Here is a 24,816-nt window from a genome sequence, read left to right on the forward strand (position 1 = left end):
AGGGGACTCTGTGGGAGAGTAGGACGCCGCCGAACAATTTTTCAGCTCCGGTTCCTGGACCTTTTGGTTCGGGAACCGGAGCTTTTTTGCGTTCCGGGACACTCATCACACCCACGGACACAAGACCTCGTCGGTAGGCTCGGGCCATGCGCTACGACCTGGTCATTTTCGATAACGATGGTGTCCTTGTGGACAGCGAACCGATCGCCAATCGGATACTCGCCGATTACCTCACCGAATTGGGTCACCCCACGACGTACGAGGATTCCGTACGGGATTACATGGGTGCCGCTGTGCACCGTATTCATGACACGGTGCTTGAGCGGTCCGGTGAGCGGCTGCCCGCCGGGTTCGACGAGGATTTCCATGCGAGGGTCTTCGAGGCGTTCCGCAGGCAGCTGGAGCCGGTGCGTGGGGTCACCGCGGTCCTGGACGAGCTGGTCGCCGAGGGGATGGCGCACTGCGTCGGATCGTCCGGCAGCCATGAGCGGATTCGTGTGGCGCTGCACAGGACCGGGTTGTTCGAGCGGTTCGGTGACGGGCGGATTTTTTCCGCGGAGGACGTGGGGCGCGGGAAGCCGGCGCCCGATCTTTTTCTGCACGCGGCACGTGAGATGGGTGTGCCGCCCGAGCGGTGTGCGGTCGTCGAGGACAGTCCGCTGGGCGTCCAGGCGGCGCGGGCGGCGGGGATGGACGTGTACGGCTTCACGGCGATGACTCCGGCCGGTCGGATGGGCGATGCCACCGCACGGTTCGCTGCGATGACGGAGCTTCCGGGGTTGCTGCTGCGGTAGCGCGTACGGCGGCCGGCCGGGGCACCGGAATTGGTTGAGTGATCCATCTACCCAGCGGTAGTGGGGAGTTCTAGGCTGAGCGGCCATGACGGCGCCACGGGTTCCAGGAACGCATGTGCGGCACGGCCGGGTCTCGCTCGCCCTCAGTTTCTTCATCCAGGGCACGGTCTTCGCCCTTCTCGTCACCAGGATCCCCGCGATCCAGGACCGCTACGGGATATCCGACGGCCTGCTGCCGGTCTTCCTGGCGGCGGTGCCGGTCCTCGCCGGTGTCGGCAGCGTGCTGACCGAGCATCTGGTGAAGCGGGTGCCGCCGAGGCGGGTGCTGCGCTGCGTCCAGCCGCTGGTGTGCCTGGCGTTGCTGGCCGCGGGCTCGGTGGGCTCGTTGGGGCAGGCGGCCGTGGCGCTGGCGGCGTTCGGTCTTTCGGTCGGCGCGCTGGACGCCTCGATGAACATGCTCGGGGTGAGCCTCCAGCGCGCGTACGGGCGGAGCATCATGCTCGGCTTCCACGCCGCGTACAGCCTGGGTGGCATCGTGGGCGCCTCGCTGGCCTGGGCGGGGGCGCACTGGCAGCTGTCGCTCGCGGTGCTCTACGGGCCGGTGGTGGCGGTGCTGGTGCCGCTGGCGCTGGTCATCGGCCGGTGGTTCGTGGACGGTGCGAACGGGACGGAGGCGGCGGGCGGTTCGGGCGGGCAGGCGGTGGCTTCCGTGTCCATGAGGCTGCTGTTGCCGCTGTGCCTGGTGATGGCGTTCGCGTATATCGGGGACTCGACGGTCTCCAACTGGAGCGCGAAGTATCTCCAGGACGTGCTGGGGAGTTCGGAGCAGGTGGCGACGGTTCCGTACAACGTCTACATGGTCACCACGCTGTTGGGGCGGGCGGTCGGCGATCTGGGGGTGCGGCGGTTCGGGGCGGTCGCCGTGGTGCGGTGCGGCACGGTGGTCGCGGCGTGCGGCTTCGCGGTGGTGGCGGTGGCCCCCGGCGCCTGGGCGGGGATGGCGGGGTTCACGCTGCTGGGGATCGGGCTGTGCGTGCTCGTGCCGCAGACGTTCGCCGCCGCGGGGCGGCTGGCCGGGCCGGCGGCGTCGGACACCGCGATCGCCCGGCTGAACATTTTCAACTATGTGGGTTTTTTGGTCGGTTCGCCGCTGGTGGGCGCGCTCGGTGACGCCTGGAGCTACCGGGGCGCGATGCTCGTACCGATGCTGTTGGTGCTGGTGACGCTGGTGTACGCCCGGTCGTTCGGGCCGCAGGTCGCCCGATACGGTGACAGCCATGAGCGGGCGCGCACAGCTGATGTGGGACGAAGCAGTAACGGGCTATGACTTCGGGCCCGGACACCCGATGGATCCGGTGCGGCTCGCACTGACCATGCGGCTGGTGGAGGCGTACGGGCTCGACCGCGCGCCCGTCGAGGTGGTCGCCGCCAAGCCGGCCGGTGACTCCACCCTGCGGCTGGTGCACCGCGAGGACTACATCGCCGCGGTGCGCGCCGCCTCGGCCGATCCGGCGGCGGCGGACGCCTCGTACGGCCTGGGGACGGCGGACGACCCGGCGTTCGCGGGCATGCACGAGGCGTCGGCGCTGATTGCGGGGCAATCGGTCGGCGCGGCGGAGGCGGTGGGCCGCGGCGACGCGCTGCACGCGGTGAACTTCGCCGGCGGGCTGCACCACGCCATGCCGGGCGGCGCGTCCGGCTTCTGCATCTACAACGACGCGGCGCTGGCCATCGCCCGGCTGCTGGAGCTGGGGGTGGAACGGGTCGCGTACGTGGACGTGGACGTGCACCACGGGGACGGCGTGCAGGCGGCGTTCTGGGAGGACCCGCGGGTCCTGACGGTGTCGCTGCACGAGCATCCGCGGACGCTGTTCCCGCAGACCGGCTGGCCGGAGGAGACCGGCGGGGACGGCGCGGATGGCAGCGCGGTGAATGTGGCGCTGCCGGCCGGTACCGGTGACGAGGGCTGGCTGCGGGCCTTTCACGCGGTGGTGCCTGAGCTGCTCGGCGCGTTCCGTCCTGAGGTGCTGGTGACGCAGCACGGCGCGGACACCCACTTCGAGGACCCGCTGGCGCACCTGGCGGTGAGCGTCGACGCGCAGCGCGCGGTGGCGGAGTCCTGCCACACGCTGGCGCACGCGCACACGGACGGGCGGTGGGTCGTGCTCGGCGGTGGCGGTTATGCGGTGGTGGACGTGGTCCCGCGCAGCTGGACGCATCTGACCGCGGTCGCCGCGGGCCGGCCGCTGGATCCTTCGTCGCGGATTCCGGAGGACTGGCGGCACGAAGTGTTCCGCAGGACGCGGCAGTTGGCGCCGCAGCGGATGACGGACGGGCGGGTGCCGCACTGGCGGGACTTCACCGAGTCCGGTTACGACCCGGCGGACCGGCTGGACCAGGCGATTCTGGCCACGCGGCGGGCGGTGTTCCCGGCGCACGGGCTGCTGCCGTGACTCCAGGGGCGGGCCTGGCGGTGCGTCCGGATGTGTGACTACCCGTCGGTTCGCTCTCCCGTTGACCGCTCAACCAGCCAGCATGGGGGCCGTGTTGAGGACCGGCGCGCTGCGTGCGCACCTGATCGCGGCGCGGCTGGCGGGGACCATCGCGACTCCGCGGGAGAAGAGCCTGGGCCGCTACCGGCTCTTCTCGGAGCGCGATCCCCGGGTGCTGCTGGGGCTCGACCCGGAACGGGACTGGCCGCCCGGTGAAGTGCTGCGGCTGATGGGGCGGAAGTGCGGGGTCTCGGCCGATCCCGCGCTGAGATCAGGCCCTGATGTGATCGACCCGGACCGTACGATCGCGGGTCTGGAGGCTTTCGCCGACCGGATCGGCGCTGCGGCCGACCGCCGTGCTCCGGTCCTGATCGGTACCGGCCATCCGCACCGGCTGCTGGACTTCTACGCCGCTCTCGCGGACGCCCTCTCGTCAGCGGGTTGCACCGTCCTCACCCCCGCGTATGGCTTTCGTGTCGACATAGCGACCCGGTTCGGGGTACGTACGTACGCCCTGGACTACGTACGGGGAGTCGCGCTGATGCGCGAGCCCGGCGTGCGGGGCGCATCCGGAGAGGGGGGCGTGCACACCCATTCGCCCCTCCCGGTACGGACCGCGCTGGCCGTGGCGGCGGACGCGGCAGGGCCGCTCCCGGAACTGGTCATCGGGGACCACGGCTGGGTCTGCGGCGCAGGTCAGCTGGGCTTTGAGGCGATCGGTCTGGCGGATACGGACGATCCGGCGCTGTTCGTCGGACAGGCCGAGGGGCGGGTCTCCGCGGTGGTGCCGCTCGATGACGCCGTACGGTCCGCCTACTACCGGCCCCTCACCCGCTATGTACTCAATAGGGCATGTCTGCCCCATTAGACGGCCCTACGCTGCTCCTCTTCCCCACTCGCATCACCCGCCCCTAAATTGGGGAGTGAGCGCATAGCGACGAAGAGTTACCGGAGGGGAAGCCGGTACCCGTCATATGCGGAAGGTGCAGGTGTGGCATGGCTGCGGACCAGAAGCCTCTCAATGAGGTCGTGTTTCTGACAGTGGCGGAGGTCGCCACCGTGATGCGAGTGTCGAAGATGACCGTGTACCGCCTGGTGCACAGTGGTCATCTGCCCGCGATCCGTGTGGGGAGGTCGTTCCGCGTGCCCGAGCAGGCGGTCCACGACTACCTCCGCGAGTCCTATGTAGGCGTCGAATCGGCCTGACGGACCTCTCGGACCCTCGGATTACGCCGTACGCCCGGCGCCGGGTAGGCTGGCCCGATGTAGGTAGTGTGGGCTCGGACGCCCCGCACCGAGTGATTCGAAGTGAGCGAGGGTAGTCGTGGGCTCTGTTATCAAGAAGCGGCGCAAGCGGATGGCCAAGAAGAAGCACCGCAAGCTGCTCAAGCGCACCCGCGTTCAGCGTCGTAACAAGAAGTAAGCGACGCTGATCGCGATTTCGCAGCCCCTCACCGCCTTGTGCGGTGGGGGGCTGCGGTGCGTTGCGGCGGATCTCGGACGGGGATGAGGGGGCCGGTGGGGCGACAGCGGCGGGAAATGTCGCTCCGGGCAGCCCGAGGTCATCGCCGTGCAACAACGACCCGATAGCGTGGCCCGCACAGTTCGGACGGTGTCCGGGTGCGGAAGGAAGGGCTGATCTTGGGCAAGGTCGTGCTCGTCACGGGAGTCGCGCGGCAGCTGGCAGGCCGGTTCGTCCGACGGATCCGGCGCGACCCCGGCGTCGACAGGGTGATCGGCGTCGACGCGGCGGCCCCCGAGCACCATCTGGGCGGCGCGGAATTCCTCAAGGCCGACATCCGGCATCCGGCGATCGCCAGGGTGCTGGCCGAGACGGGTGTGGACACCGTCGTCCACATGGACATCAACGGCACGCCGCTCGGCAGCCGCGGCGGCCGGAGCGCCGTCAAGGAAGCCAACGTCATCGGGACCATGCAGCTCCTCGGCGCCTGCCAGAAGGCCCCGCGCGTGCAGCGCCTGGTCATCAAGTCCACGACCAGCGTCTACGGCTCGGCGCCCCGCGACCCGGCCGTCTTCAGCGAGAATACCCCGCCCAAGTCGCTGCCCAGCGGCGGTTTCGCCAAGGACGCCGTCGAGGTCGAGGGGTACGTACGGGGCTTCGCCCGGCGCCGCCCCGACGTCGCGGTGTGCGTGCTGCGCTTCGCCAACATCCTCGGCCCGTGCGCGGATTCGCCGCTCGCCGACTACTTCGCCCTGCCGGTGCTGCCGACCGTCCTCGGCTACGACCCGCGGCTCCAGTTCGTGCACGAGGACGACGCCCTGGACGTCCTGCGGATCGCCGCGTCCGAACCGCGCCGCGGGACGCTGAACAGCGGCACGTTCAACATCGCGGGCGACGGCGTGCTGCTGCTGTCCCAGACCTCCAGGCGGCTGGGGCGGCCCACGCTGCCGCTGCTCCTGCCGACGGTCACCTGGGCGGGTACGGCGCTGCGGTCCGTCGGCATCACGGACTTCTCCCCCGAACAGATCCGGCTGCTCACGCACGGCCGGGTCGTCCAGACGACGCAGATGCGCGAGACACTGGGGTTTCATCCGCAGTACACGACGGCGGAGACCTTCGCGGAATTCGCCCGCAGCCGCGGACCCGGGCTGCTCCCGCCCGAGTCCATCGCCCGCACCGTCGACCGGCTCGCCGGCGTGCTGCCCGCACGTCCGGCCCAGTGAGGAGTTCACGCACGATGGCGGACGCCAAGGTCATTCCCTTCGGCGAGGAGCCGCGGGCGCGCCGCAAGGCCAGGCGGTCGGCGCGTACCTCGGGCACTGCCGCGCTGACACCCGTACCGGAGGCGCGGACCGGCGCGCCGCAGCCGGAGCCCGGCCGTCCCGCGCCGCGCGGCGGCCAGTCCCTGGACGAGCGGATCGCGGGCGGCCTGAGCTTCCTGCGCCGCCGGCTCACCGGCGAGTACGAGGTCGACGACTTTGGCTACGACGAGGAACTGACCGATCAGGTCCTGATGTCGCTGCTGCGCCCATTCGCCGACAAGTACTTCCGGGTCGAGGTGAAGGGCATCGAGAACATCCCCGCGGACGGCGGGGCGCTGGTCGTCGCCAACCACTCCGGGACGCTGCCGCTGGACGGCCTGATGCTCCAGGTCGCGGTGCACGACCACCATCCGGCCGAGCGCCATCTGCGGCTGCTGGCGGCCGATCTGGTCTTCGTGCTGCCGATCGTCAACGCGCTGGCCCGCAAGGCCGGGCACACCCTCGCCTGCGCCGAGGACGCGCAGCGGCTGCTGGAGCGCGGGGAGATCGTCGGGGTGATGCCGGAGGGGTTCAAGGGCATCGGCAAGCCCTTCGCCGACCGGTACAAGCTGCAGCGCTTCGGCCGGGGCGGTTTCGTCTCGACCGCGCTGCGGGCCGGGGCGCCGATCGTGCCGTGCTCGATCGTGGGCGCCGAGGAGATCTACCCGATGATCGGGAACGCCAAGACGCTGGCGCGGGTGCTGGGGCTGCCGTACTTCCCCGTCACGCCGACGTTCCCGTGGCTGGGGCCGCTGGGTGCGGTGCCGCTGCCGACGAAGTGGACGATCCAGTTCGGCGAGCCGATCGCGACGGACGGCTATCCGCCGGAGGCGGCCGACGATCCGATGCTGATGTTCAACCTGACCGACCAGGTACGCGAAACGATTCAGCACACGCTCTACAAGCTGCTGGTGCAACGTCGCTCGGTGTTCTTCTGAGCCCGCGTCCCCCAGGCGGGCGGGTGCGGGCCGGTGCGGGCGGCGGGCGTGTGAGGCGGCCCGCCGCCGGCCGGGCGGGGTCAGTCCCCGCTGTGCTCGCCGTCGATTCCGAGGCCGGGAAGCAGCCCGGGGATCAGCGGCGGGAGCGTGACACCAGGCATGCCCGGCGCGCCCTTTCCGTCGCCGCTGTCGTGCGACGGGCCGGAGGAGCCGTCCCTGTCCGGCGGGTCGAGCAGGCGGCCCGCTGCGCCGCCGAGCAGTCCTTCGTGCTCGGACGGTGAGGCCGAGGGCCGGGGCGTGTCGTGCGAGCCGCCGTCGTGCTTGTCCGACGGGGAGTGGTCGTCCGACGGCTTCGGGTGCTCGGGGTGGCCGGTACCGCTGCCGGGCGCGGGCGGGGCGGCGCGGTGGCGGCCCGCCTTCTCCGGGGCGGGCAGCAGCGAACGGAGCGGCTTGACCTCCTCGACCATGGCGTCCATGACCGAGCTGACCTCGTCCCGGACGTCCGTGAGCTGGGCCGGGAGCCGGTCGCGCAGCTGCGACCAGGTCTCGTGGTGCGAGGTCGTGAAGGAGTCGAGGGCCTGGATGGGGCCGAGCGAGCCGTCGCGCTCGTACGCGGCGTGCAGCAGGCGGTGGCCTGCGCCGGCGTCGTGTGTGACACCGGAGAGGGCTCTTCGGACCTCCACGAGGGACTCGTGGTCGAGGTCGGACACCCGGCCGCGCTCCATGAGACGGCGGGCCTCCAGGAGGCGGGTGGATGCCTGGTCGAGGAAGAGGCGTCCGCGGTCGGCGTCGTCGTCGGTCATGCCGAGCTTGAAGTCCTCCATCCCGCGCTTGAGGCCGTAGAGGGAGTCGCCTGGCAGGGCGTCGGAGCTGGCGGCGGCGACGCCGCTGAACGCGCCGGCGGCGACGCCCACGGTCAGTCCCCCCGCAGCGAGCCCTTTGGTGAGCCGGGAGCGGGGGCGCAGCTTGCCGAGCTGCTTCGCCGCGCGGTGACCGCCTTTGGGTGTGCGTTGCTCGGGCACCCTGGCACCGTCGGACGGAGCGCCTTCGGCGAAGGCGGCCTCCATCGCGGCGATGAGCTGGGCGCGCTGGACAGTCTTGACCTCGGCGGCCAATTCCGGCTTCGGGAGCTCCCCGAGGCCGTCCGCCACCGCCAACAGCCGTGCTTCACCCGGCGCTTGGTCCGGTGTGTCGACCTGGTCCTCGGCCGCCGCGCCCTTGGGGACCTGCTCCTCCAGGGCCTGGGCGAAGGCGTTGGCCCGCCGGTGCACCGAGATGTTCACGATCACGGGCGGCACCTCCTCTCGTCATCCCGCTCGACTCCCCGGACTGGCTTTGACTATCCAGATGGACCGGACGGTTGCACGCCGATGCCCGCGGCCACTCGATTGAGTGAGAGGCAGCGGACATGGCGTGACCGCATGGAGCCTGCATCCCGGACAACGAGCGGCGCGGCACACGGGTTACGCACTCACGATGATCTGACCGACCGCACACGAGCGGTCACCAAACGTGGCGGAAATGCGGCGCAAAGAGGTCCGGAAAGTGAACAGGGAGGTGGGGGAGGCGGGTTGGTGGGGGTCAGCGGGCGTCTTCGGGTAGCAGCCGTGCCAGGGTGCGCACCGCGCGGTACTGGAGGGTCTTGATCGCGCCTTCGTTCTTGCCCATGACGCGGGCGGTCTCGGCGACGGACAGGCCCTGAAGGAAGCGCAGCGTCACGCATTCCTGCTGCTGGGGATTGAGCTTGCGGACCGCCTCCAGAAGGGCGGCGTTGGAGAGGGATTCGAGGACGGAGTCCTCGGGGCTGCGCTCGACCTCGTTGGCGTCGAGCATCTCGCCGGTGGTGACTTCCAGCCGGAATCGCGAGGACTTGAAGTGGTCGGCGACGAGATTGCGGGCGATGGTCACCAGCCAGGCGCCGAAGTCACGGCCCTGCCAGGTGAAGGTGCCGATGCGGCGCAGCGCCCGGAGGAAGGTCTCGCTGGTCAGGTCTTCGGCGGTGGCCCGGCCGCCGACGCGGTAGTAGATGTAGCGGTAGACCGTGTCGGCGTACTGGTCGTAGAGGCGGCCGAAGGCTTCGGCTTCTCCGGACTGGGCGCGTTCGACGAGGTCCATCATGCGACGGCTGTCGCTGTCGGCGGGACGTCGGGCGGTGGTCGTGCCGGTGCCGGAGCGGCGCGATCTGCCGACGGGTGCGGCCTTGCCGACCGCAGCGCTCCCGTCGGCCAGGGCGTAGCAGGGGCCGGCGGGGACGGCTGAGGCGAATGCGGGGACGGCGTACGCGGTGGGGACAAAACTGCGCAGGTGGTCGACGAGTGTCGTACGCAGCGTAGCCAGGCCCGAGGCGTCAACCCCGACGTGTGGGTACACGGGACTCCCAGAGGCAGAGCTTCCATCACGTGCAGTGCGGGACCGTTCACTCGTCGTAGGGACGTGTGGGTTCCGGATTGCGTCTGAGGAGAATAACGCTTCGTATAGGCAGCGCTACACCCAGTTGTTCAAATCATCGATTACTTACGGACCGTGCCGGGTTCGTGGCAGATCAAGTATCGATTACTGAGCAACTTTTGATCGGAAGGTGACGCAATCTGCCTGGTTGGAAGGCGTGTTGTGGCTGAGCGCCAGTAACGGGACTGACGGCGGCGCGCCGGGGGTAGGCGAAAGGGATGGGCCGGACCGCCGCATGGCGATCAATCCTGGTCAGCGCGGTGTCGCGGCGGAGCGTGAGCGGGTCAGCGGCGGCGGCGCTGGAGGGCGGCGGCAGCGGCGGCGCCACCGGCGAGGGCGCCCAGGCCGGCGGCTGCCGGGATGCCGATCCTTGCGGCCTTGCGGCCGGTTCGGTAGTCGCGCAGCCGCCAGCCCTGCTCGCCCGCGTGCTTGCGCAGCCGGCTGTCGGGGTTGATCGCGTAGGGGTGGCCGACGAGCGACAGCATCGGGATGTCGTTGGCGGAGTCGCTGTAGGCGGCGCAGCGCGAGAGGTCCAGACCCTCGGCGGCAGCGAGCGCGCGGACCGCTTCGGCCTTGGCCGGGCCGTGCAGCGGCTCGCCCACCAACTTGCCGGTGTAGACGCCGCCGACGGACTCCGCGACGGTGCCGAGCGCGCCGGTCAGGCCGAGCCTGCGGGCGATGATCGTCGCGGTTTCGACCGGGGCCGCGGTCACCAGCCAGACCTTCTGGCCCGCGTCGAGGTGGGCCTGGGCGAGCGCCCGGGTGCCGGGCCAGACGCGTTCGGCCATGTACTCGTCGTAGATCTCCTCGCCCATGGACATCAGCTCGGAGACGCGGTGGCCCTGCACGATGGACAGCGCGCTGTTGCGGACGTCGGCCATGTGCTCGGGGTTCTCCGAACCGGCCAGCCGGAAGTAGATCTGCTGCCAGGCGAAGCGGGCCAGATCGCGCTTGTGGAAGAAGTGCCGCTTGTAGAGGCCGCGGCCGAAGTGGAAGAGCGCGGCGCCCTGCATGACGGTGTTGTCGAGGTCGAAGAAGGCCGCTGCGGCCACGTCCCCGACGACCGGGAACTCGGGTTCTTCGGGCGTCTCGTCGGCGGCCTCGGCGGCCTCGGCCTCTTCCGAGGTCTTGCGGGCGGCCTCGGCGGCTGCCTCGCCGGCCAGCACGCTGCGCGCGGTGGCGGGCCGCCGGTGCCGGGAGAACCAGCCCCGGGGGGAGGAGATGCGGGAGCGGGGCCCTGCGCCGGGGTGCTCGTCGGACGACGGGGAGGGCGGGGGCGTTCCGAGGGTGCTCCCGCCGGGCGACGGTGATTGGGGGGGCGTCCCGAAGGGATTCGTACCGGGGCGGTGGTCGGGCGACGGGAGGGCCATACCGCTAGCGTAGCCAGTTTGTTCGGTGGTTCCGGTTACGGCCTTGTGTCGGGCAACAGGTGATCGGCCGACGGCGGGACGGTGGTCGCGGGCGGGGGTGTCAGGCGCCCAGTGCGGTGCGCAGGCGCTTGGGGTCCACGCGCCAGAAATCGTGCTGGGCGCCGTCGACGAGGATGACCGGAATCTGCTCCCAGTACTTGTGGTGGAGGTCGGCGTCCTGGGTGATGTCCTTCTTCTCCCAGGAGGCGCCGGTCTCGGCGCACACCGTCTCGATCACGGCCTGGGCGTTGTCGCACAGATGGCAGCCGGGCTTCCCGATCAGGGTGACCGTGCGCTCTGCGGGGCTCTTGCGGTTGCTGCGGCTGAACATGCCGAACGAGGGGGCCATGCGGCCATTGTGCCCCGGGGCGACGCGGTGCTGAGGTGTCCTGCGGTCGACTACCATCGGTGGGCGATTTGTAGGTTTCCGGGGGCATAGCGGTGAGGAGTGAGAGCGCGTGCTCCCGTCGGCGAACCTCCGTGACCTGCGAGAAGCCGGTGAACGGTGTGACCTGGGAGTTGGTTCCGGGAAGGGCCGTAAAAGCCGCGTGACACCGATCACTTTGGCCAGACAAAGCGGACATCATCTTTGTGCACGCGTTCACAAAGACATAGCCTGCTGTCGACAGGGCGGTCGGGTGACGCACGGCCGCCCGCAGCCCCGCTCTACCCGCAGGAGCACCGTGGCAACTGGCCGAACTCACCGACCGGCGACCCGAAGCCGAGGCATTCCCGAGGCCACCGTCGCCCGGCTACCGCTGTATCTGCGCGCGCTGACCGCGCTCTCCGAGCGCTCGGTCCCCACGGTCTCCTCCGAGGAACTCGCCGCCGCTGCGGGGGTCAACTCCGCCAAGCTGCGCAAGGACTTCTCCTACCTCGGCTCGTACGGGACGCGTGGCGTCGGGTACGACGTGGAGTATCTCGTCTACCAGATCTCGCGGGAACTCGGCCTCACCCAGGATTGGCCGGTTGTCATCGTCGGCATCGGTAATCTCGGCGCCGCGCTCGCCAATTACGGCGGCTTCGCGTCCCGCGGGTTCCGGGTCGCCGCGCTCATCGACGCCGACCCCGCCATGGCGGGCAAGCCCGTCGCCGGCATCGGGGTGCAGCACACCGATGAGCTGGAGCACATCATCGAGGACAACGGCGTCTCGATCGGCGTGATCGCGACCCCCGCGGGCGCCGCCCAGCAGGTCTGCGACCGCCTGGTCGCCGCCGGTGTCACCTCGATCCTCAACTTCGCGCCGACCGTGCTGACCGTCCCGGACGGGGTGGACGTGCGGAAGGTCGACCTGTCCATAGAACTGCAGATTCTCGCCTTCCACGAGCAGCGCAAGGCCGGGGAGGACAGCGTGCAGGACAGCGGTCCGCCGGCCCCCGCCGCCGTCCGTGCCGCCGCAGCCGATCGCAAGGGACCTGACGGGGACGTGCCCGCCGTGATGCCGGCATGAGCCTTCTGGTCGTCGGACTGAGTCATCGCAGCGCGCCGGTGAGCGTGCTGGAGCGGGCCGCGCTGGCGCCCGATGCGCGCGGCAAGCTGCTGCAGGACACGGTGTCCGCGGAGCCCGCGAGCGAGGCCGCGGTCCTCTCCACCTGCAACCGCATCGAGCTGTACGCGGACGTGGACAAGTTCCACGCCGGGGTCGCCGAGCTGTCCACCCTGCTGGCGCGGCACGGCGGCGCCGGTCTGGAGGAGCTGACCCCTTACCTCTACGTCCACTACGAGGACCGTGCCGTCCACCACCTCTTCTCGGTGGCCTGCGGCCTGGACTCGATGGTCGTCGGTGAGGGCCAGATCCTCGGCCAGATCAAGGACGCGCTGGCCGTCGCGCAGGAACAGCACACCGCGGGGCGGCTGCTCAACGACCTCTTCCAGCAGGCCCTCCGGGTCGGCAAGCGCGCGCACAGCGAGACCGGCATCGACAAGGCCGGGCAGTCGCTGGTGACCTTCGGCCTCGAACAGCTCGCGGGCGGCCCGGACGTCGAGGCGTGGGCGCACGGCAAGCGGGCCCTGGTCATCGGCGCCGGATCGATGTCCTCGCTGGCCGCCACCACTCTCGTACGGGCCGGTGTCGGCGAACTGGCGGTCGCCAACCGGACTCTGGAGCGAGCCGAGCGGCTGACGGGCATCCTCACCGAGCCGGGCGGCCCCGGTGCCGCGAACGGGCTGCGGGCCCGCGCGGTGGCGATGGACACCGTCGGCGCGGAGTTGCCGCTCGCCGACATCGTGGTCTCCTGTACCGGCGCGACCGGTCTGGTGCTCGGCGCCGGTGCGGTCGCCGCCGCCCGCGCCGGACGCACCGCCGATCTGGCGCTGCTCGACCTCGCCATGCCGCGTGACATCGACGCCGCGGTCCACCGGATCGAGGGCGCGCATCTCGTCGACATCGAGTCGCTCGCGGACGCGTCGGCCGACGCGCCCATGGCGGCCGACGTGGACAAGGTGCGCGGCATCGTCTCCGAGGAGGTCGCCGCCTTCGGCGCGGCCCAGCGGGCGGCGCACATCACCCCCACCGTGGTCGCCCTGCGCACCATGGCGGCGGACGTCGTCGCGGGCGAGATCGCCCGGCTCGACGGCCGCCTCCCCGACCTTGACGACAAGCAACGCGCGGAGATCACCCAGACCGTGCGCCGGGTCGTCGACAAACTCCTGCACGCGCCCACCGTGCGGGTCAAGCAGCTCGCGAGCGAGCCCGGCGGCGCCGGGTACGCGGACGCGCTGCGGGAACTCTTCGACCTCGACCCCCAGACGGTCGCCGCCGTCAGCAGGGCCGATACGCGGGCCGACAGGCACGATGCAGCACGGGAGCGGGCATGACTGACAGCACTATGAGAGCCCTGAGACTGGGCACGCGGCGGAGCAAGCTCGCCATGGCCCAGTCGGGACAGGTCGCCGATGCGGTGCGCGAGCTGACGGGCCGTCCCGTCGAGCTGGTGGAGATCACCACGTACGGCGACACCTCCCGCGAGCACCTCGCGCAGATCGGCGGTACCGGCGTCTTCGTCTCCGCGCTGCGCGATGCCCTGCTCGGCGGGGAGATCGACTTCGCGGTCCACTCGCTGAAGGACCTGCCGACCGCGCAGCCCGACACCCTCACGCTGGCCGCCGTGCCGCTGCGCGAGGACCCCCGGGACGCGCTGATCGCCAGGGACGGCCTGACCTTCGAGCAGCTGCCCGACGGCGCGCGGGTGGGCACCGGCTCCCCGCGGCGGATGGCGCAGCTCAACGCCTGGGCCGCGTCGCTCGGCCGCCGGATCGAGACGGTCCCGATACGCGGGAACATCGACACCCGGCTCGGCTTCGTCGAGACGGGCGAGCTGGACGGCGTCGTACTGGCCGCCGCCGGGCTCTCCCGGCTCGGCCGGATCGGCGAGGCGACGCAACTGCTGTCGCCCGACATGGTTTTGCCCGCCCCCGGCCAGGGGGCACTGGCGGTCGAGTGCGCCGCGTCCAACACGGACCTCGCCGCCCAGCTCGCCGGACTCGACGACCCGTTCACCCGGGCCGCCGTGACCGCCGAGCGTTCCCTGCTCGCCGCCCTGGAGGCCGGCTGCTCCGCACCTGTGGGTGCGCTGGCCGACCTGCAGGTTGACGAACAGGCTGTCACCGAAATGCGCCTGCGCGGCGTCGTCGGCACGACCGACGGCAACGCGCTGGTGCAGCTGTCCACCACCGGGCACGTACCCGCCTCTCCCGACGACTTCACGACGCCGCAGCACATGGGCCGTGAACTCGCCGCCGAGATGCTCGCAAAGGGTGCGGCCGGTCTTATGGGGGAGCGAGCACTTTGAACCCCACCGTCCCGAACCACTCCGCCTCCGGCCAGGTCACCTTCCTCGGTGCCGGGCCGGGAGATCCCGGTCTGCTGACGCTGCGTGCTGTGGAGGCGCTGGCCCAGGCGGACGTGCTGATCGCCGACCCGCAGGTGCTGGACGTCGTACGCGTACATGCCAGGGCTCAGGTGGACACACCACTGCAGGCGGCAGCTGACGAGGCGTCAAGTCCCGTCATGCCCGCCGAAGTTTCGTCTCTGCGTGACACCGCCAATCTTGTCATGACGGCCGCACGCACCGGCAAGCGGGTCGTACGTGCCGTGGCCGGTGACCCCGGTCTGGACGGCAACGTCGCCGAGGAGATGCTGGCCTGCGCGTCCGAGGGCATCGTCTTCGAGGTCGTGCCGGGCATCGCCGCCGCCGTGGGCGTGCCCGCGTACGCCGGTGTGCCGCTGCGCGACGCCGAGGGCACCGACGTCCGCTTCGTCGACGCGCGTACCGCAGGGGACCGCTGCTGGACGGAGCTGGGCGCCAGCGACGCCACCGCGGTCGTCTCCACCACCCTCGACTCGGTGGCCGCAGCCGCCGGTGAGCTGGTGGCCGCAGGCCGCAAGCCCGACACTCCGCTCACGGTCACCATCGCGGGCACCACCACCCGGCAGCGGACCTGGACCGCGACCCTCGGGTCCGTCGCCCAGGTGCTCAAGGCCGCCAAGGTGCTGCCCTCGCCCGACGGGGGCCAGCCGGTCATAGCCGTGGTCGGTGAGCGCAGCGCCACAGCGCAGCGCGACCAGCTGTCGTGGTTCGAGTCCAAGCCGCTGTTCGGCTGGCGGGTGCTCGTGCCGCGCACGAAGGAGCAGGCCGCGTCGCTCTCCGACCAGCTCGTCTCGTACGGCGCGGTGCCGCACGAGGTCCCGACGATCGCCGTCGAGCCGCCGCGCACCCCGCAGCAGATGGAGCGGGCGGTCAAGGGCCTGGTCACCGGCCGCTACGAATGGATCGCCTTCACCTCGGTCAACGCCGTCAAGGCGGTCCGGGAGAAGTTCGAGGAATACGGCCTCGATGCGCGGGCATTCGCCGGCATCAAGGTCGCCGCGGTCGGCGAGCAGACCGCCAAGGCGCTGATCGCCTTCGGTGTGAAGCCCGACCTGGTGCCGTCCGGCGAGCAGTCGGCGGCCGGCCTCCTGGAGGACTGGCCGCCCTACGACGCGGTCTTCGACCCGATCGACCGGGTCTTCCTGCCGCGCGCCGACATCGCCACCGAGACCCTGGTGGCCGGTCTGATCGAGCTGGGCTGGGAGGTCGACGACGTCACCGCCTACCGGACGGTGCGCGCCTCGCCGCCGCCGGCCGAGACCCGCGAGGCGATCAAGGGCGGCGGTTTCGACGCGGTGCTCTTCACCTCGTCCTCGACCGTCCGCAACCTCGTGGGCATCGCGGGCAAGCCGCACAACGTGACGGTGATCGCCTGTATCGGCCCGGCCACCGCCAAGACCGCCGAGGAGCACGGGCTGCGTGTGGACGTCATGTCGCCCGAGCCCTCGGTTCACAAACTGGCCGAAGCGCTCGCGGACTTCGGGGCGGCGCGGCGCGATGCCGCGGTGGAGGCCGGCGACCCGGTCACCCGCCCCAGCGAGCGGCGGCCCGGATCGCGTAGGAGGGCTCGCAGTTGAGCAGCAGTACGTACGGAATGTTTCCCGGAGCACGGCCGAGGCGGCTGCGCACCAGCCCTGCCATGCGGCGGATGGTCGCCGAATACCGGCTGCACCCGGCCGACTTGATCCTCCCGGCCTTCGTCCGGGAGGGCATCTCCGAGCCGGTGCCGATCTCGGCGATGCCCGGGGTGGTCCAGCACACGCGGGACTCCCTGCGGAAGGCGGCCGTCGAGGCGCTGGAGGCCGGGGTCTCGGGGATCATGCTCTACGGCGTTCCCGAGGACGCCAAGAAGGACGCCCAGGGCACGGTGGGCACCGACCCGGACGGCATCCTTCAGGTCGCCATCCGTGACGTGCGGGCCGAGGTCGGCGACGACCTCATCGTCATGTCGGACCTGTGCCTCGACGAGTTCACCGACCACGGCCACTGCGGTGTCCTGGACGCCGAAGGCCGGGTCGACAACGACGCGACGCTGGAGCGCTACGCCGAGATGGCGCAGGTCCAGGCCGACGCGGGGGCCCATGTGGTGGGCCCCAGCGGCATGATGGACGGTCAGGTCGGCGTCATCCGTGACGCGCTGGACCAGACCGGCCACGAGGACGTGTCGATCCTCGCCTACACCGCGAAGTACTCGTCGGCGTTCTACGGCCCGTTCCGCGAGGCCGTCGGCTCGTCGCTCCAGGGTGACCGCAAGACGTACCAGCAGGACCCGGCCAACCTCCGGGAGTCCCTGCGTGAGCTGGCGCTCGACCTCGACGAGGGCGCCGACATGGTCATGGTCAAGCCGGGGCTGCCGTACCTCGACGTGCTGGCGAAGATCGCGGAGACGGTGGACGTGCCGGTCGCGGCGTACCAGATCTCCGGTGAGTACGCGATGATCGAGGCGGCGGCGGAGAAGGGCTGGATCGAGCGGGACCGGGCGATCCTGGAGACCCTGACCAGCATCAAGCGGGCCGGCGCCAACATGATCCTCACCTACTGGGCGACCGAGGTCGCACGGGGGCTGTGAGGGCAGGAGCGCTTCCTGGGCGGGCTGCGCGGAGTGAGCCCGAGCGGGACTGAGCAAGGCTGAATGAGCTTGGGCGGACGCCCGGTGACTGTTGCGGCAGTCGCCGGGCGTTCGTGCGTGTGGGGCCGGGTGCGCGGTGGGTCGGGGGCGAGGGTTGGGGCTGGGGCCGCGGGCCGGGGCTGCGGGTGCGGGTGCGGCGGGGATATCCACAGGGTGGGGAGCGAGGAGTGCCGGACTGAGATCCTGGGGGCAGGGGCGGCTCTTGAGCCGGTGCAACGTGCTGGAGAGGACAGGTGGGAAGGGCATGGCGGGGAAGGACGTGGCGGGGGACGGCGCGGTGGGTGCGGGCGTGGCCGGTGGGGGTGCGGCCGGTGCCGGTGCGGGTGCGGCTGGGGATGCGGACGGATTCGCGGCGCTGCTGCGGGAGTTGAAGGACCGGTCCGGGCACAGCTACGGCACGCTCGCGAAGCGGCTGCACATGAGTACGTCGACGCTGCACCGCTACTGCAACGGCGAAGCGGTGCCTGCGGATTACGCGCCCGTGGAACGACTGGCCCGGCTGTGCAAGGCGAAGCCGGACGAGCTGGTCGAGCTGCACCGCCAGTGGATCCTGGCGGACGAGGCACGCAGACGGGACCGCGAGCGGGAGCGGGCACGGGCTCGGGAGCGTGAGCGGGGGCGTGTGGGGGAGAGTGCGGGGGCGGATGAGAGTACGGGGGCGGGCGCGGCTGGGGGTTCCGGGGATACCGGGGCTGGTGGGCCTGGTGGTCCTAGCGGGCCCGGTGGTTCTGCGGACCTCGGTGACTCCGGCGGGCGTTCGGGGAGCGGCTCGGGTGCTGAGGCGGTCGAGGTTGCTGAGGTGTCTGATGCGGAGGCGGCCGGTGGTGGTCGCGGGGCCGGTGCCGGTGGTGGTGACGGTGCCGACGGTCATGGGGGAAGGGCGCGGGGCGGCCGGGGGCGGCGTACGGCTTTGGTGGCTGCGGTCGTGGTGGCCGCGGTGGTGGGATCCGCGGCGCTGGCCGTGGGGTTGGTGACGGGGGACGAGGGACGCGGGGGCGCGGACGGGCGGGGGGCCGCGGCTGCGACGGGCAAGGCGCCGGACCGGGGCCCCGCTGGAAGTGGCCGCTCCGGGCGGTCAGTTGAGCCGTCTCCCGAGGCGACCCGTACGGGAAGCGCTTCGCCGTCCCCGGCGGGTACGGCGGCGGGCGGGAAGAAATCAGGCGAGGGTGCGGACTCCGGTGCCGGGGCGGCGGATCCTGCTGGGTTGCCGCTGAGCGTCGACGTCCGGCCGTACGCCTGGGAGGGGCCGTGCAGTCAGCACTATCTCGTCGACCGCGAGCCCTCCGAGATGCGGCCTCCGCCTGCCGAACAGGACGCCCGCGGCTGGGTCGATGCCACGGGAGCCGTCTCGGCGGGCAGCCAGTTGGTGCAGTTGTCGGTGCAGGGCACGGGCGGGCGCACGGTCGTGCTGCACGCGCTGCGGGTGCGGGTGGTGGGCAAGGCGGCGCCGCCCGCGTGGACGTCGTACAGCATGGGGGTCGGGTGCGGTGGGGGCATCACCCCGAGGACGTTCGGAGTCGCTCTGGACGCGCCCCGGCCGGACGTGGAACCTGAGGGCGGTCAGGTCGACTTCCCGTACAAGGTGAGCGAGAAGGACCCCGAGGTCCTGACCGTCACCGCGCGGGCCGAGAGCCGCGACGTGCGCTGGTATCTGGAACTGGAGTGGTCCAGCGGGGAGGAGCACGGCACCCTGCGGATCGATGACAACGGCCGGCCGTTCCGCACCAGCAGCCAGGCCGGGCGGCCTCAGTACGACTACCCGTTGGGCGGCAGCAAGTGGATCGCCGCGCCCAAGCAGTGAGACCCGGAGTGGCGGCGCCCTGAGGGTGATCGAGGGGCGCCGCCACTCCTGGGGCGGGTCACCAGGTCAGGGCGTCCGCGGCCGAGGTCTGCCAGTAGGTGACCCACGCCGAGCTGTCGGTGTGTATGCCGCCCTTGGGCAGGGTGAGGTTCGCGGCGGGGCCGGTCGAGCCCTCGCCCGACTTGTCGGCGAAGAGGACGCCGAGCTTGTGGGCGGTGTAGCCGCTGTTGCCGCTGCCGTCCGCCGACTCGGTCATGATGCCCGCGTAGGCCGACTCCCCGGGCTTCAGCGTCGTCACGGCCTGCGGCTGGCTCTCCTTCAGGATGGTGGTCGCGGACTGGCCCTCGTCCCAGCGGAGGTACGGCGCGTAGAGCGCGTCGCACGGCTTGGATCCCGTGTTGGTGGCGGTGAGCAGCAGGTGGTTGACGGGGCGGGAGACCTTGGCGACGGTCACCTTGACGTTGGCTCCGGTGCAGGGGGTGATGGCCGGGAGGCCGTCCGCCCCGTCCTTGGAGCTGTGCTGCCGCGGGCTGCTCTTGACGGTGGCCTCGCCGCCGGAGGTGCCCGATGCGCCCGAGGCGGAGGCGTTCGAGGCGTGGCTGTCCTGGGAGTGGGTGTCGGAGCCCTTCCCGCTGTCCTTCTCGCCGGCGTTCGCTGCGCCGTTCCGGCCGTCGGCCGACGTCTGGGTGGAGGCGACCGGGGCCTGGCTGCCGGTGTCCTTGGTGTCGTTCTGGCACGCGGTCAGGGAGAGGGCGGCGGTGAGCACGGCGGCGGAGGCGAGGACGCGGGTGGCGCTGCGGGTGATGCGCATGACGGCTGGTCTCATTTCGTTCAGGTGCGGTCGGTCGGTGCGGTGGGCACCGGCGGTGCGAGCGGCGGTGTGACGGGCTCGTGCGTCAGCCGTGGCCGACGAGGAGCAGGAAGATCGTCGTGATCGAGAGGGCGAGTGCGGTCAGGGCCAGTGCGTCCGGGAGCACGTCGCGGCGGAGTCGGAAGGGGATCCGTCGCACGGTGGCTCCCGTTTCGTAGCGGTCGGTCGGGACCGGACGAGGCCGGTCGGTGGTTGCAGGAACGAGCTTGCTGCGCGGCTCGTCCCGCCCGCCACAGCCGGCCGGGCAATTGGGACGCTGGAACGCTCGCACCCCGTCTGACCTGCTGGAATGCCCCCTGCCTGGAACGCCGGGCCGGGACGCGGCACCGTCCCATCGACCGTTCAGGAACGGCCGGGGAGAGCGCGAACGGACCGGGGAGGGGAAGCGGGGGAGGGGTACGCGTGTGCGGGTAGGCCCGGGAGGACGTACGGAAGGCGGGGGAACGCACGAGCGAGGGCCTGCACCGGATTCCTCCGGTGCAGGCCCTCGGCCCGTTCCCCCCACGGCCCTCGCCCGCGCACCCCTCCCGCGGCCGTCGCCCGTGGCTCTCTCTGGATCAGGTCAAACGAATCAGGTCAACGATCAGGCGAACAGCGCGATCCCCGCGAACGACACCGCGGCGGCCAGGACCGTCGAGGCGGCGCCCAGCACGACCGCCCGGCCGCCGGTGCGTACCAGCGACATGAGGTGGACGGACGTGCCGAGCCCGAAGAGCGCGCCCGCCAGCAGCAGCGTGGTCAGTGTCTGGGCCGCGTCGAGCACGGAAGCGGGCAGCACTCCCGAGCTGCGCACGCCGACCATGGCGATGAAGCCGAGCACGAACAGCGGGACCAGCGGAGGACGCTTGCCGCTGCCGTCCACCGCGCCCCGGCGCCGGCGCACGATGCCGTAGCCCGCGATCAGCGGGGCGAGCAGCACCACGCGGGTCAGCTTGACGACGGTCGCGACGGCGAGCGCGGCCGGTCCTGCGACCGACGCGGTGGCGACCACCTGCGCGACCTCGTGGACGCTGGCGCCCGCCCAGATGCCGAACGAGGTGTCCGACAGGCCCAGCGGGTGCTGCAGCAGCGGCAGCAGGAGGATCGCGAGGCTGCCGAAGATCGTCACCAGCGCGACGCCGGTGGCCAGGTCCTCCTCCTCGCTGTCGCTGACCGCGTCCATCGCGGCGGCGGCCGAAGCGCCGCAGATGGAGAAGCCGGTGGAGACCAGCAGGGTGGTGCCCGGCCGGGTGCCCAGCTTCCGGCCGAGCCACATGGTGCCGGCGAAGGTGCACGCCACCGTGAGAACGACCACCAGCAGCACGCCGGGGTCGAGCTGCAGGACCTGGGAGAGGGCGAGCTGGAGGCCGAGGAAGACCACGCCGATGCGCAGCAGTTTCTTGGTGGCGAGCTTGGCGCCCGGCAGCACGCGGTCGCTGAGCAGGCCGAGGTTGCGGGCCACCGCGCCCAGCAGCACCGCGATGGTCAGGGCGCTGATCGCGGGCACGAACTGGTTCAGCAGGTAGGACACGGCGACGCCGACCACGACGACGGCGAGCCCCGGGCCGTGCTCCGCGAGGAACCCCGGTCGGTCCGTCCCGTCGGCACGGGCGGCGGTCCCGGGGCCGCCCGCGCCGGCACCCGCGTCCCCTTCGCCTCCGGGGCTGCCGCCCCCGGGGAGATCGGCCGTGGCGGCATCGGTACCGGGACCGGCGTCATCCGTGCGGGGGGAGGTGATCGGCGGCTCTACTGGGCGGGCGGTCCCGTCGGTGGGCTTCATACCTCGATCGTCGAAGCGGCCGTCCGCGCGCGGTAGCCGTCAACGCCCTATGCACCCATAGACTCCCTCTATGGGAAGGACATGCCTATGAGGACGGATCTGCGGTCGCTGGAGATGCTGCTCGCGGTGGCCGAGCACGGCAGCATCGGTGCCGCCGCGCGGTCCCTGGACGTCCAGCAGCCGTCGGTGACCGACCGGCTCCAGCGGCTCGAACGCCATCTGGGGCTCTCCCTGGTGGAACGGTCCCCGCGTGGCTCCCGCCTCACACCGGAGGGAGTGGCGGTCGCCGACTGGGCGCGCGAAGTCCTCAACGCCTCCGACCAGTTGGAGGCGGGGGTGGCCGCGCTGCGCCGCAGCCACGACAGTCAGCTGCGGGTCTCCGCGAGCCTGACGGTCGCCGAGTACCTGCTGCCCCGCTGGCTGGCCGACCTGCGGCTGCGCTCACCTGACACCGGGGTCGCGCTGCGGATGTGCAACTCCGAACAGGTGGCCCTGGACGTCCTGCACGGCGACGCCGACCTCGGGTTCATCGAAGGGCCGCGCACCACCCGTGGCCTGCACGCGCGGGTGGTCGCGGTCGATGATCTCGTCATCGTCGTGGCGCCCGGCCACCCCTGGGCCCGCCGGCGCCGTCCGCTGAGCGTGACGGAGCTGGCCGACGCGCCGCTGATCGTCAGGGAGAAGGGTTCGGGCACCCGCGACACGCTCGATCACGCCCTGGTGCGGGCCGGTGCCCACCGGACCGCCACCCCGCGTCTCGAACTCGGCTCCACGGGGGCGATCAAGGCCGCCGTCCTGACCGGCCAGGGCGTGGGGGTGCTCAGCAGGTTCGCCATCAGCGACGACATCCGGGGCGCCCGGTTGCGCGAGGTGGCGGTTGACGACGTCGATCTGCGCCGCAGGCTGCGGGCGATCTGGCGGTCCGGCACCCACCTGGCGGGCCCGGCGGCCGAACTCACCGCGTGCGCCGTGCAGTCGAGCTGGAGCGGCGCGGGAGCGGCCGGCGGCGACGCGCGCCCGGCAGCCGGCCGCTGAGGGCACGCCCGCAGGCACGCCCTCCAGAAGGCGCGCAGAAAAGCGTGAAGTCCCGCCAAGCGCCGCGCGCCGGGCAGGACTTCACGAAAAACCCTTGGTCAGAGCCGCTCGGGCGTACGGATTCCGAGCAGCGCCAGGCCCTGGTGCAGGGTGCGTGCCGTGAGGTCGCAGAGGAAGAGGCGGTTGGCGACCTGGTCGGCGCCGCCCTCGGCCTTCAGGACCGGGCACTGGTCGTAGAAGGTCGTGTAGAGGGACGCGAGGTGGTAGAGGTACGCGGCCACCTTGTGCGGCTCGTACCCGGCGGCGGCCTCGGCCAGCATCTCGCCGAACTGGTCGAGGTGCAGGCCCAGCGCCCGCTCGGCCGGGGCCAGTGCCAGCTCCGGGTGCGCGACGGGCTCCGCCTCGCCCCGCAGCCGCAGGATCGAGCGGATACGGGCGTACGCGTACTGGATGTACACGGAGGTGTCGCCGTTCAGCGAGACCATCTGGTCCAGGTCGAACTTGTAGTCGCGGCCCGCGGACGTGGAGAGGTCCGCGTACTTGACCGCGCCGATGCCGATCTGGACGCCGTTGGCGGCGATCTCCTCGTCGGTGAGGGCGACCTTGTCGTTGTTCTTCTCGCGCACGACCGCCGTCGCCCGCTCGATCGCCTCGTCGAGGAGGTCCACCAGCCGCACCGTCTCGCCCTCACGGGTCTTGAACGGCTTGCCGTCCTTGCCCAGGACCGTGCCGAACGCCAACTGGACCGCTTCGGTCTTCTCGTTCAGCCAGCCGGCCCGGCGTGCGGTCTCGAAGACCATCTTGAAGTGCAGCGACTGCCGGACGTCGACGACGTAGAGCAGGGTCTCGGCGCCGAGGTTCTGGACGCGGTCGCGGATCGCGGACAGGTCGGTCGCGGCGTAGCCGTAGCCGCCGTTGGACTTCTTGACGATCAGCGGCACCGGATTGCCGTCCGGGCCCTTGACGTCGTCGAAGAAGACGCACAGCGCACCGTCGGAGCGGACCGCGACACCGGTCTCCTCCAGGATGCGGCAGGTCTCCTCCAGCATGGCGTTGTAGCCGGACTCACCGACGACGTCCTGGTCCTCGATGTCCATGTCGAGCTTGTTGAAGACCGAGTAGAAGTAGATCTTCGACTCGTCGACGAACCGCTGCCAATGGGCCAGCGTCTCCTCGTCGCCCGCCTGGAGGTCGACGACCCGGGCCCTGGCCCGCTCCTTGAACTCCGGGTCCGCGTCGAACAGGGCACGCGACGCCTTGTAGAGGCGCCCGAGACGGGACATGGCCTCCTCGCCGGAGACCTCGCCGTCCTCGTGGTCCAGCTCGTGCGGGTGCTCGGTGAGGAACTGGATGAGCATGCCGAACTGGGTGCCCCAGTCGCCGATGTGGTGGCGCCTGATCACCTTTTCACCGGTGAACTCCAGGATCTCCACCATCGCCGCGCCGATCACCGCGGACCGCAGGTGACCGACGTGCATCTCCTTGGCGACGTTCGGCTGCGCGTAGTCGATGACGGTCGTACCGGGACGCTCCGCGTACGGCACACCCAGACGGTCGTCGGCGGCGCGGGCGGCCAGCGTCGAGATGATCGCCTCGTCCGAGACGGTGATGTTGAGGAAGCCGGGTCCGGAGACCTCGATCTCCTTGATCACGGCGCCCTCACCGGTGGCGATGCCCGCCACGACCTGGCCCGCCAGCTCCCGCGGGTTGCCCTTGAGCTTCTTCGCCAGCGCCAGCATGCCGTTGGCCTGGAAGTCGGCCCGGTCGCTTCGTCGCAGCAACGGGTCCGCGGCGCCGGCCTCCGGCAGGGCTGCCGAGAGGGCGTCCGCGACGCGCTGGTTGACCGAAGCTGCGAGGGAAGTGACCGGGGTCATGAAGTCAGGCCGTTCCGTTGGAGTGGAAAGGGTTTGCCAACGAGTATCCCACGGCGGCGCCAGCCGATTTCCGTCTGGGACAATGGCACCGTCGGGCTGCTGCCTGCCGTACGACCGCACGGCGTAGGGCGAG

At 71.3% G+C, this 24,816-nt stretch carries 22 protein-coding genes and 1 pseudogene; 16 read left to right on the forward strand and 7 right to left on the reverse strand.

Annotation, left to right across the window (positions count from 1 at the left end):
- Positions 1 to 146 precede the first annotated feature (146 nt).
- The 8 genes from ACIBK8_RS34560 (at position 147) to ACIBK8_RS34595 (ending at position 6,987) form a co-directional block, all read left to right on the forward strand.
- Positions 147 to 794 (forward strand): HAD family hydrolase, encoded by a 648-nt coding sequence (locus ACIBK8_RS34560; protein WP_399046525.1) that lies wholly within the window; start codon positions 147 to 149, stop codon positions 792 to 794.
- Positions 795 to 879: 85 nt separating this feature from the next.
- Positions 880 to 2,121 carry an MFS transporter gene (locus ACIBK8_RS34565; RefSeq protein WP_399046527.1) on the forward strand — a complete coding sequence of 414 codons (1,242 nt, stop codon included), beginning with the start codon at positions 880 to 882 and terminating at the stop codon, positions 2,119 to 2,121.
- Positions 2,072 to 3,247: an acetoin utilization protein AcuC gene (locus tag ACIBK8_RS34570; RefSeq protein ID WP_399046528.1), complete on the forward strand. Its 1,176-nt coding sequence runs from the start codon at positions 2,072 to 2,074 to the stop codon at positions 3,245 to 3,247. The genes ACIBK8_RS34565 and ACIBK8_RS34570 overlap by 50 nt, the downstream gene beginning before the upstream one ends.
- Before the next feature lie 91 nt (positions 3,248 to 3,338).
- Complete coding sequence (locus ACIBK8_RS34575) at positions 3,339 to 4,154, forward strand: phosphatase (RefSeq protein ID WP_399046530.1); 816 nt, start codon at positions 3,339 to 3,341, stop codon at positions 4,152 to 4,154.
- Between the two features lie 128 nt (positions 4,155 to 4,282).
- The gene (locus ACIBK8_RS34580; protein ID WP_157848084.1) at positions 4,283 to 4,492 is read left to right on the forward strand and encodes a helix-turn-helix domain-containing protein; all 210 of its coding nucleotides are present in this window, start codon (positions 4,283 to 4,285) and stop codon (positions 4,490 to 4,492) included.
- A 118-nt stretch (positions 4,493 to 4,610) separates the two neighbouring features.
- Positions 4,611 to 4,709 carry a 30S ribosomal protein bS22 gene (locus ACIBK8_RS34585; protein WP_003948845.1) on the forward strand — a complete coding sequence of 33 codons (99 nt, stop codon included), beginning with the start codon at positions 4,611 to 4,613 and terminating at the stop codon, positions 4,707 to 4,709.
- Between the two features lie 218 nt (positions 4,710 to 4,927).
- The gene (locus ACIBK8_RS34590) at positions 4,928 to 5,971 is read left to right on the forward strand and encodes an NAD-dependent epimerase/dehydratase family protein (protein WP_399046564.1); all 1,044 of its coding nucleotides are present in this window, start codon (positions 4,928 to 4,930) and stop codon (positions 5,969 to 5,971) included.
- 14 nt (positions 5,972 to 5,985) lie between these two features.
- The gene (locus tag ACIBK8_RS34595; protein ID WP_399046532.1) at positions 5,986 to 6,987 is read left to right on the forward strand and encodes a lysophospholipid acyltransferase family protein; all 1,002 of its coding nucleotides are present in this window, start codon (positions 5,986 to 5,988) and stop codon (positions 6,985 to 6,987) included.
- 80 nt (positions 6,988 to 7,067) lie between these two features.
- Here the strand turns inward: ACIBK8_RS34595 and ACIBK8_RS34600 are convergent, their stop codons facing one another.
- From ACIBK8_RS34600 to ACIBK8_RS34615, 4 genes are all read right to left on the reverse strand, one after another.
- Positions 7,068 to 8,276 carry a DUF5667 domain-containing protein gene (locus tag ACIBK8_RS34600; protein ID WP_399046534.1) on the reverse strand — a complete coding sequence of 403 codons (1,209 nt, stop codon included), beginning with the start codon at positions 8,274 to 8,276 and terminating at the stop codon, positions 7,068 to 7,070.
- A 292-nt stretch (positions 8,277 to 8,568) separates the two neighbouring features.
- Entirely contained in the window at positions 8,569 to 9,357 is a 789-nt protein-coding gene (locus ACIBK8_RS34605; protein WP_393683833.1) for an ECF subfamily RNA polymerase sigma factor, BldN family, read from the reverse strand.
- A gap of 362 nt (positions 9,358 to 9,719) precedes the next feature.
- Positions 9,720 to 10,601 carry an HAD family hydrolase gene (locus ACIBK8_RS34610; RefSeq protein WP_393683910.1) on the reverse strand — a complete coding sequence of 294 codons (882 nt, stop codon included), beginning with the start codon at positions 10,599 to 10,601 and terminating at the stop codon, positions 9,720 to 9,722.
- Positions 10,602 to 10,905: 304 nt separating this feature from the next.
- A complete protein-coding gene (locus tag ACIBK8_RS34615; RefSeq protein WP_399046536.1) occupies positions 10,906 to 11,193 on the reverse strand; it encodes a glutaredoxin family protein in 288 nt (95 codons plus the stop codon).
- 334 nt (positions 11,194 to 11,527) lie between these two features.
- Between ACIBK8_RS34615 and ACIBK8_RS34620 the strand changes: the two genes are divergently transcribed.
- From ACIBK8_RS34620 to ACIBK8_RS34650, 7 genes and pseudogenes are all read left to right on the forward strand, one after another.
- Positions 11,528 to 12,295: a redox-sensing transcriptional repressor Rex gene (locus ACIBK8_RS34620; protein ID WP_399046537.1), complete on the forward strand. Its 768-nt coding sequence runs from the start codon at positions 11,528 to 11,530 to the stop codon at positions 12,293 to 12,295.
- Complete coding sequence (locus ACIBK8_RS34625; protein ID WP_399046539.1) at positions 12,292 to 13,662, forward strand: glutamyl-tRNA reductase; 1,371 nt, start codon at positions 12,292 to 12,294, stop codon at positions 13,660 to 13,662. Before ACIBK8_RS34620 ends, ACIBK8_RS34625 begins: the two co-directional genes overlap by 4 nt.
- Positions 13,659 to 14,636 (forward strand): hydroxymethylbilane synthase, encoded by a 978-nt coding sequence (gene hemC / locus ACIBK8_RS34630; RefSeq protein WP_399046541.1) that lies wholly within the window; start codon positions 13,659 to 13,661, stop codon positions 14,634 to 14,636. The genes ACIBK8_RS34625 and hemC overlap by 4 nt, the downstream gene beginning before the upstream one ends.
- Positions 14,633 to 16,291, forward strand: a complete 1,659-nt coding sequence (locus ACIBK8_RS34635; RefSeq protein ID WP_393683824.1) for a uroporphyrinogen-III synthase — start codon at positions 14,633 to 14,635, stop codon at positions 16,289 to 16,291. Before hemC ends, ACIBK8_RS34635 begins: the two co-directional genes overlap by 4 nt.
- 17 nt (positions 16,292 to 16,308) lie before the next feature.
- Complete coding sequence (hemB, locus tag ACIBK8_RS34640) at positions 16,309 to 17,283, forward strand: porphobilinogen synthase (RefSeq protein ID WP_399046565.1); 975 nt, start codon at positions 16,309 to 16,311, stop codon at positions 17,281 to 17,283.
- A 304-nt stretch (positions 17,284 to 17,587) separates the two neighbouring features.
- Positions 17,588 to 17,866: pseudogene (locus ACIBK8_RS34645) on the forward strand (helix-turn-helix domain-containing protein); the annotation flags it as partial.
- Positions 17,867 to 18,547: 681 nt separating this feature from the next.
- The gene (locus ACIBK8_RS34650) at positions 18,548 to 19,144 is read left to right on the forward strand and encodes a hypothetical protein (protein WP_399046566.1); all 597 of its coding nucleotides are present in this window, start codon (positions 18,548 to 18,550) and stop codon (positions 19,142 to 19,144) included.
- A 58-nt stretch (positions 19,145 to 19,202) separates the two neighbouring features.
- Here the strand turns inward: ACIBK8_RS34650 and ACIBK8_RS34655 are convergent, their stop codons facing one another.
- Positions 19,203 to 19,955 (reverse strand): DUF4232 domain-containing protein, encoded by a 753-nt coding sequence (locus tag ACIBK8_RS34655; protein WP_399046543.1) that lies wholly within the window; start codon positions 19,953 to 19,955, stop codon positions 19,203 to 19,205.
- 643 nt (positions 19,956 to 20,598) lie between these two features.
- Entirely contained in the window at positions 20,599 to 21,774 is a 1,176-nt protein-coding gene (locus ACIBK8_RS34660; RefSeq protein ID WP_399046545.1) for a YeiH family protein, read from the reverse strand.
- 87 nt (positions 21,775 to 21,861) lie between these two features.
- Between ACIBK8_RS34660 and ACIBK8_RS34665 the strand changes: the two genes are divergently transcribed.
- Positions 21,862 to 22,809, forward strand: a complete 948-nt coding sequence (locus tag ACIBK8_RS34665) for a LysR family transcriptional regulator (RefSeq protein ID WP_399046547.1) — start codon at positions 21,862 to 21,864, stop codon at positions 22,807 to 22,809.
- 98 nt (positions 22,810 to 22,907) lie between these two features.
- Here the strand turns inward: ACIBK8_RS34665 and argS are convergent, their stop codons facing one another.
- Positions 22,908 to 24,683, reverse strand: a complete 1,776-nt coding sequence (gene argS, locus ACIBK8_RS34670) for an arginine--tRNA ligase (protein ID WP_399046549.1) — start codon at positions 24,681 to 24,683, stop codon at positions 22,908 to 22,910.
- Between the last annotated feature and the right edge of the window lie 133 nt (positions 24,684 to 24,816).

It is taken from the genome of Streptomyces sp. NPDC050161 (assembly GCF_044460025.1).
Classification (GTDB): domain Bacteria; phylum Actinomycetota; class Actinomycetes; order Streptomycetales; family Streptomycetaceae; genus Streptomyces.

Excerpts from the sequence above, each read along its gene's own strand:
- ACIBK8_RS34655 (WP_399046543.1), bottom strand. The coding sequence starts at position 19,955 with ATGCGCATCACCCGCAGCGCCACCCGCGTCCTCGCCTCCGCCGCCGTG.
- ACIBK8_RS34595 (WP_399046532.1), top strand. The coding sequence starts at position 5,986 with ATGGCGGACGCCAAGGTCATTCCCTTCGGCGAGGAGCCGCGGGCGCGC.
- ACIBK8_RS34560 (WP_399046525.1), top strand. The coding sequence starts at position 147 with ATGCGCTACGACCTGGTCATTTTCGATAACGATGGTGTCCTTGTGGAC.
- hemC (WP_399046541.1), top strand. The coding sequence starts at position 13,659 with ATGACTGACAGCACTATGAGAGCCCTGAGACTGGGCACGCGGCGGAGC.
- ACIBK8_RS34580 (WP_157848084.1), top strand. The coding sequence starts at position 4,283 with ATGGCTGCGGACCAGAAGCCTCTCAATGAGGTCGTGTTTCTGACAGTG.
- ACIBK8_RS34615 (WP_399046536.1), bottom strand. The coding sequence starts at position 11,193 with ATGGCCCCCTCGTTCGGCATGTTCAGCCGCAGCAACCGCAAGAGCCCC.
- ACIBK8_RS34660 (WP_399046545.1), bottom strand. The coding sequence starts at position 21,774 with ATGAAGCCCACCGACGGGACCGCCCGCCCAGTAGAGCCGCCGATCACC.
- hemB (WP_399046565.1), top strand. The coding sequence starts at position 16,309 with ATGTTTCCCGGAGCACGGCCGAGGCGGCTGCGCACCAGCCCTGCCATG.
- ACIBK8_RS34625 (WP_399046539.1), top strand. The coding sequence starts at position 12,292 with ATGAGCCTTCTGGTCGTCGGACTGAGTCATCGCAGCGCGCCGGTGAGC.
- ACIBK8_RS34570 (WP_399046528.1), top strand. The coding sequence starts at position 2,072 with ATGAGCGGGCGCGCACAGCTGATGTGGGACGAAGCAGTAACGGGCTAT.
- ACIBK8_RS34665 (WP_399046547.1), top strand. The coding sequence starts at position 21,862 with ATGAGGACGGATCTGCGGTCGCTGGAGATGCTGCTCGCGGTGGCCGAG.
- argS (WP_399046549.1), bottom strand. The coding sequence starts at position 24,683 with ATGACCCCGGTCACTTCCCTCGCAGCTTCGGTCAACCAGCGCGTCGCG.
- ACIBK8_RS34565 (WP_399046527.1), top strand. The coding sequence starts at position 880 with ATGACGGCGCCACGGGTTCCAGGAACGCATGTGCGGCACGGCCGGGTC.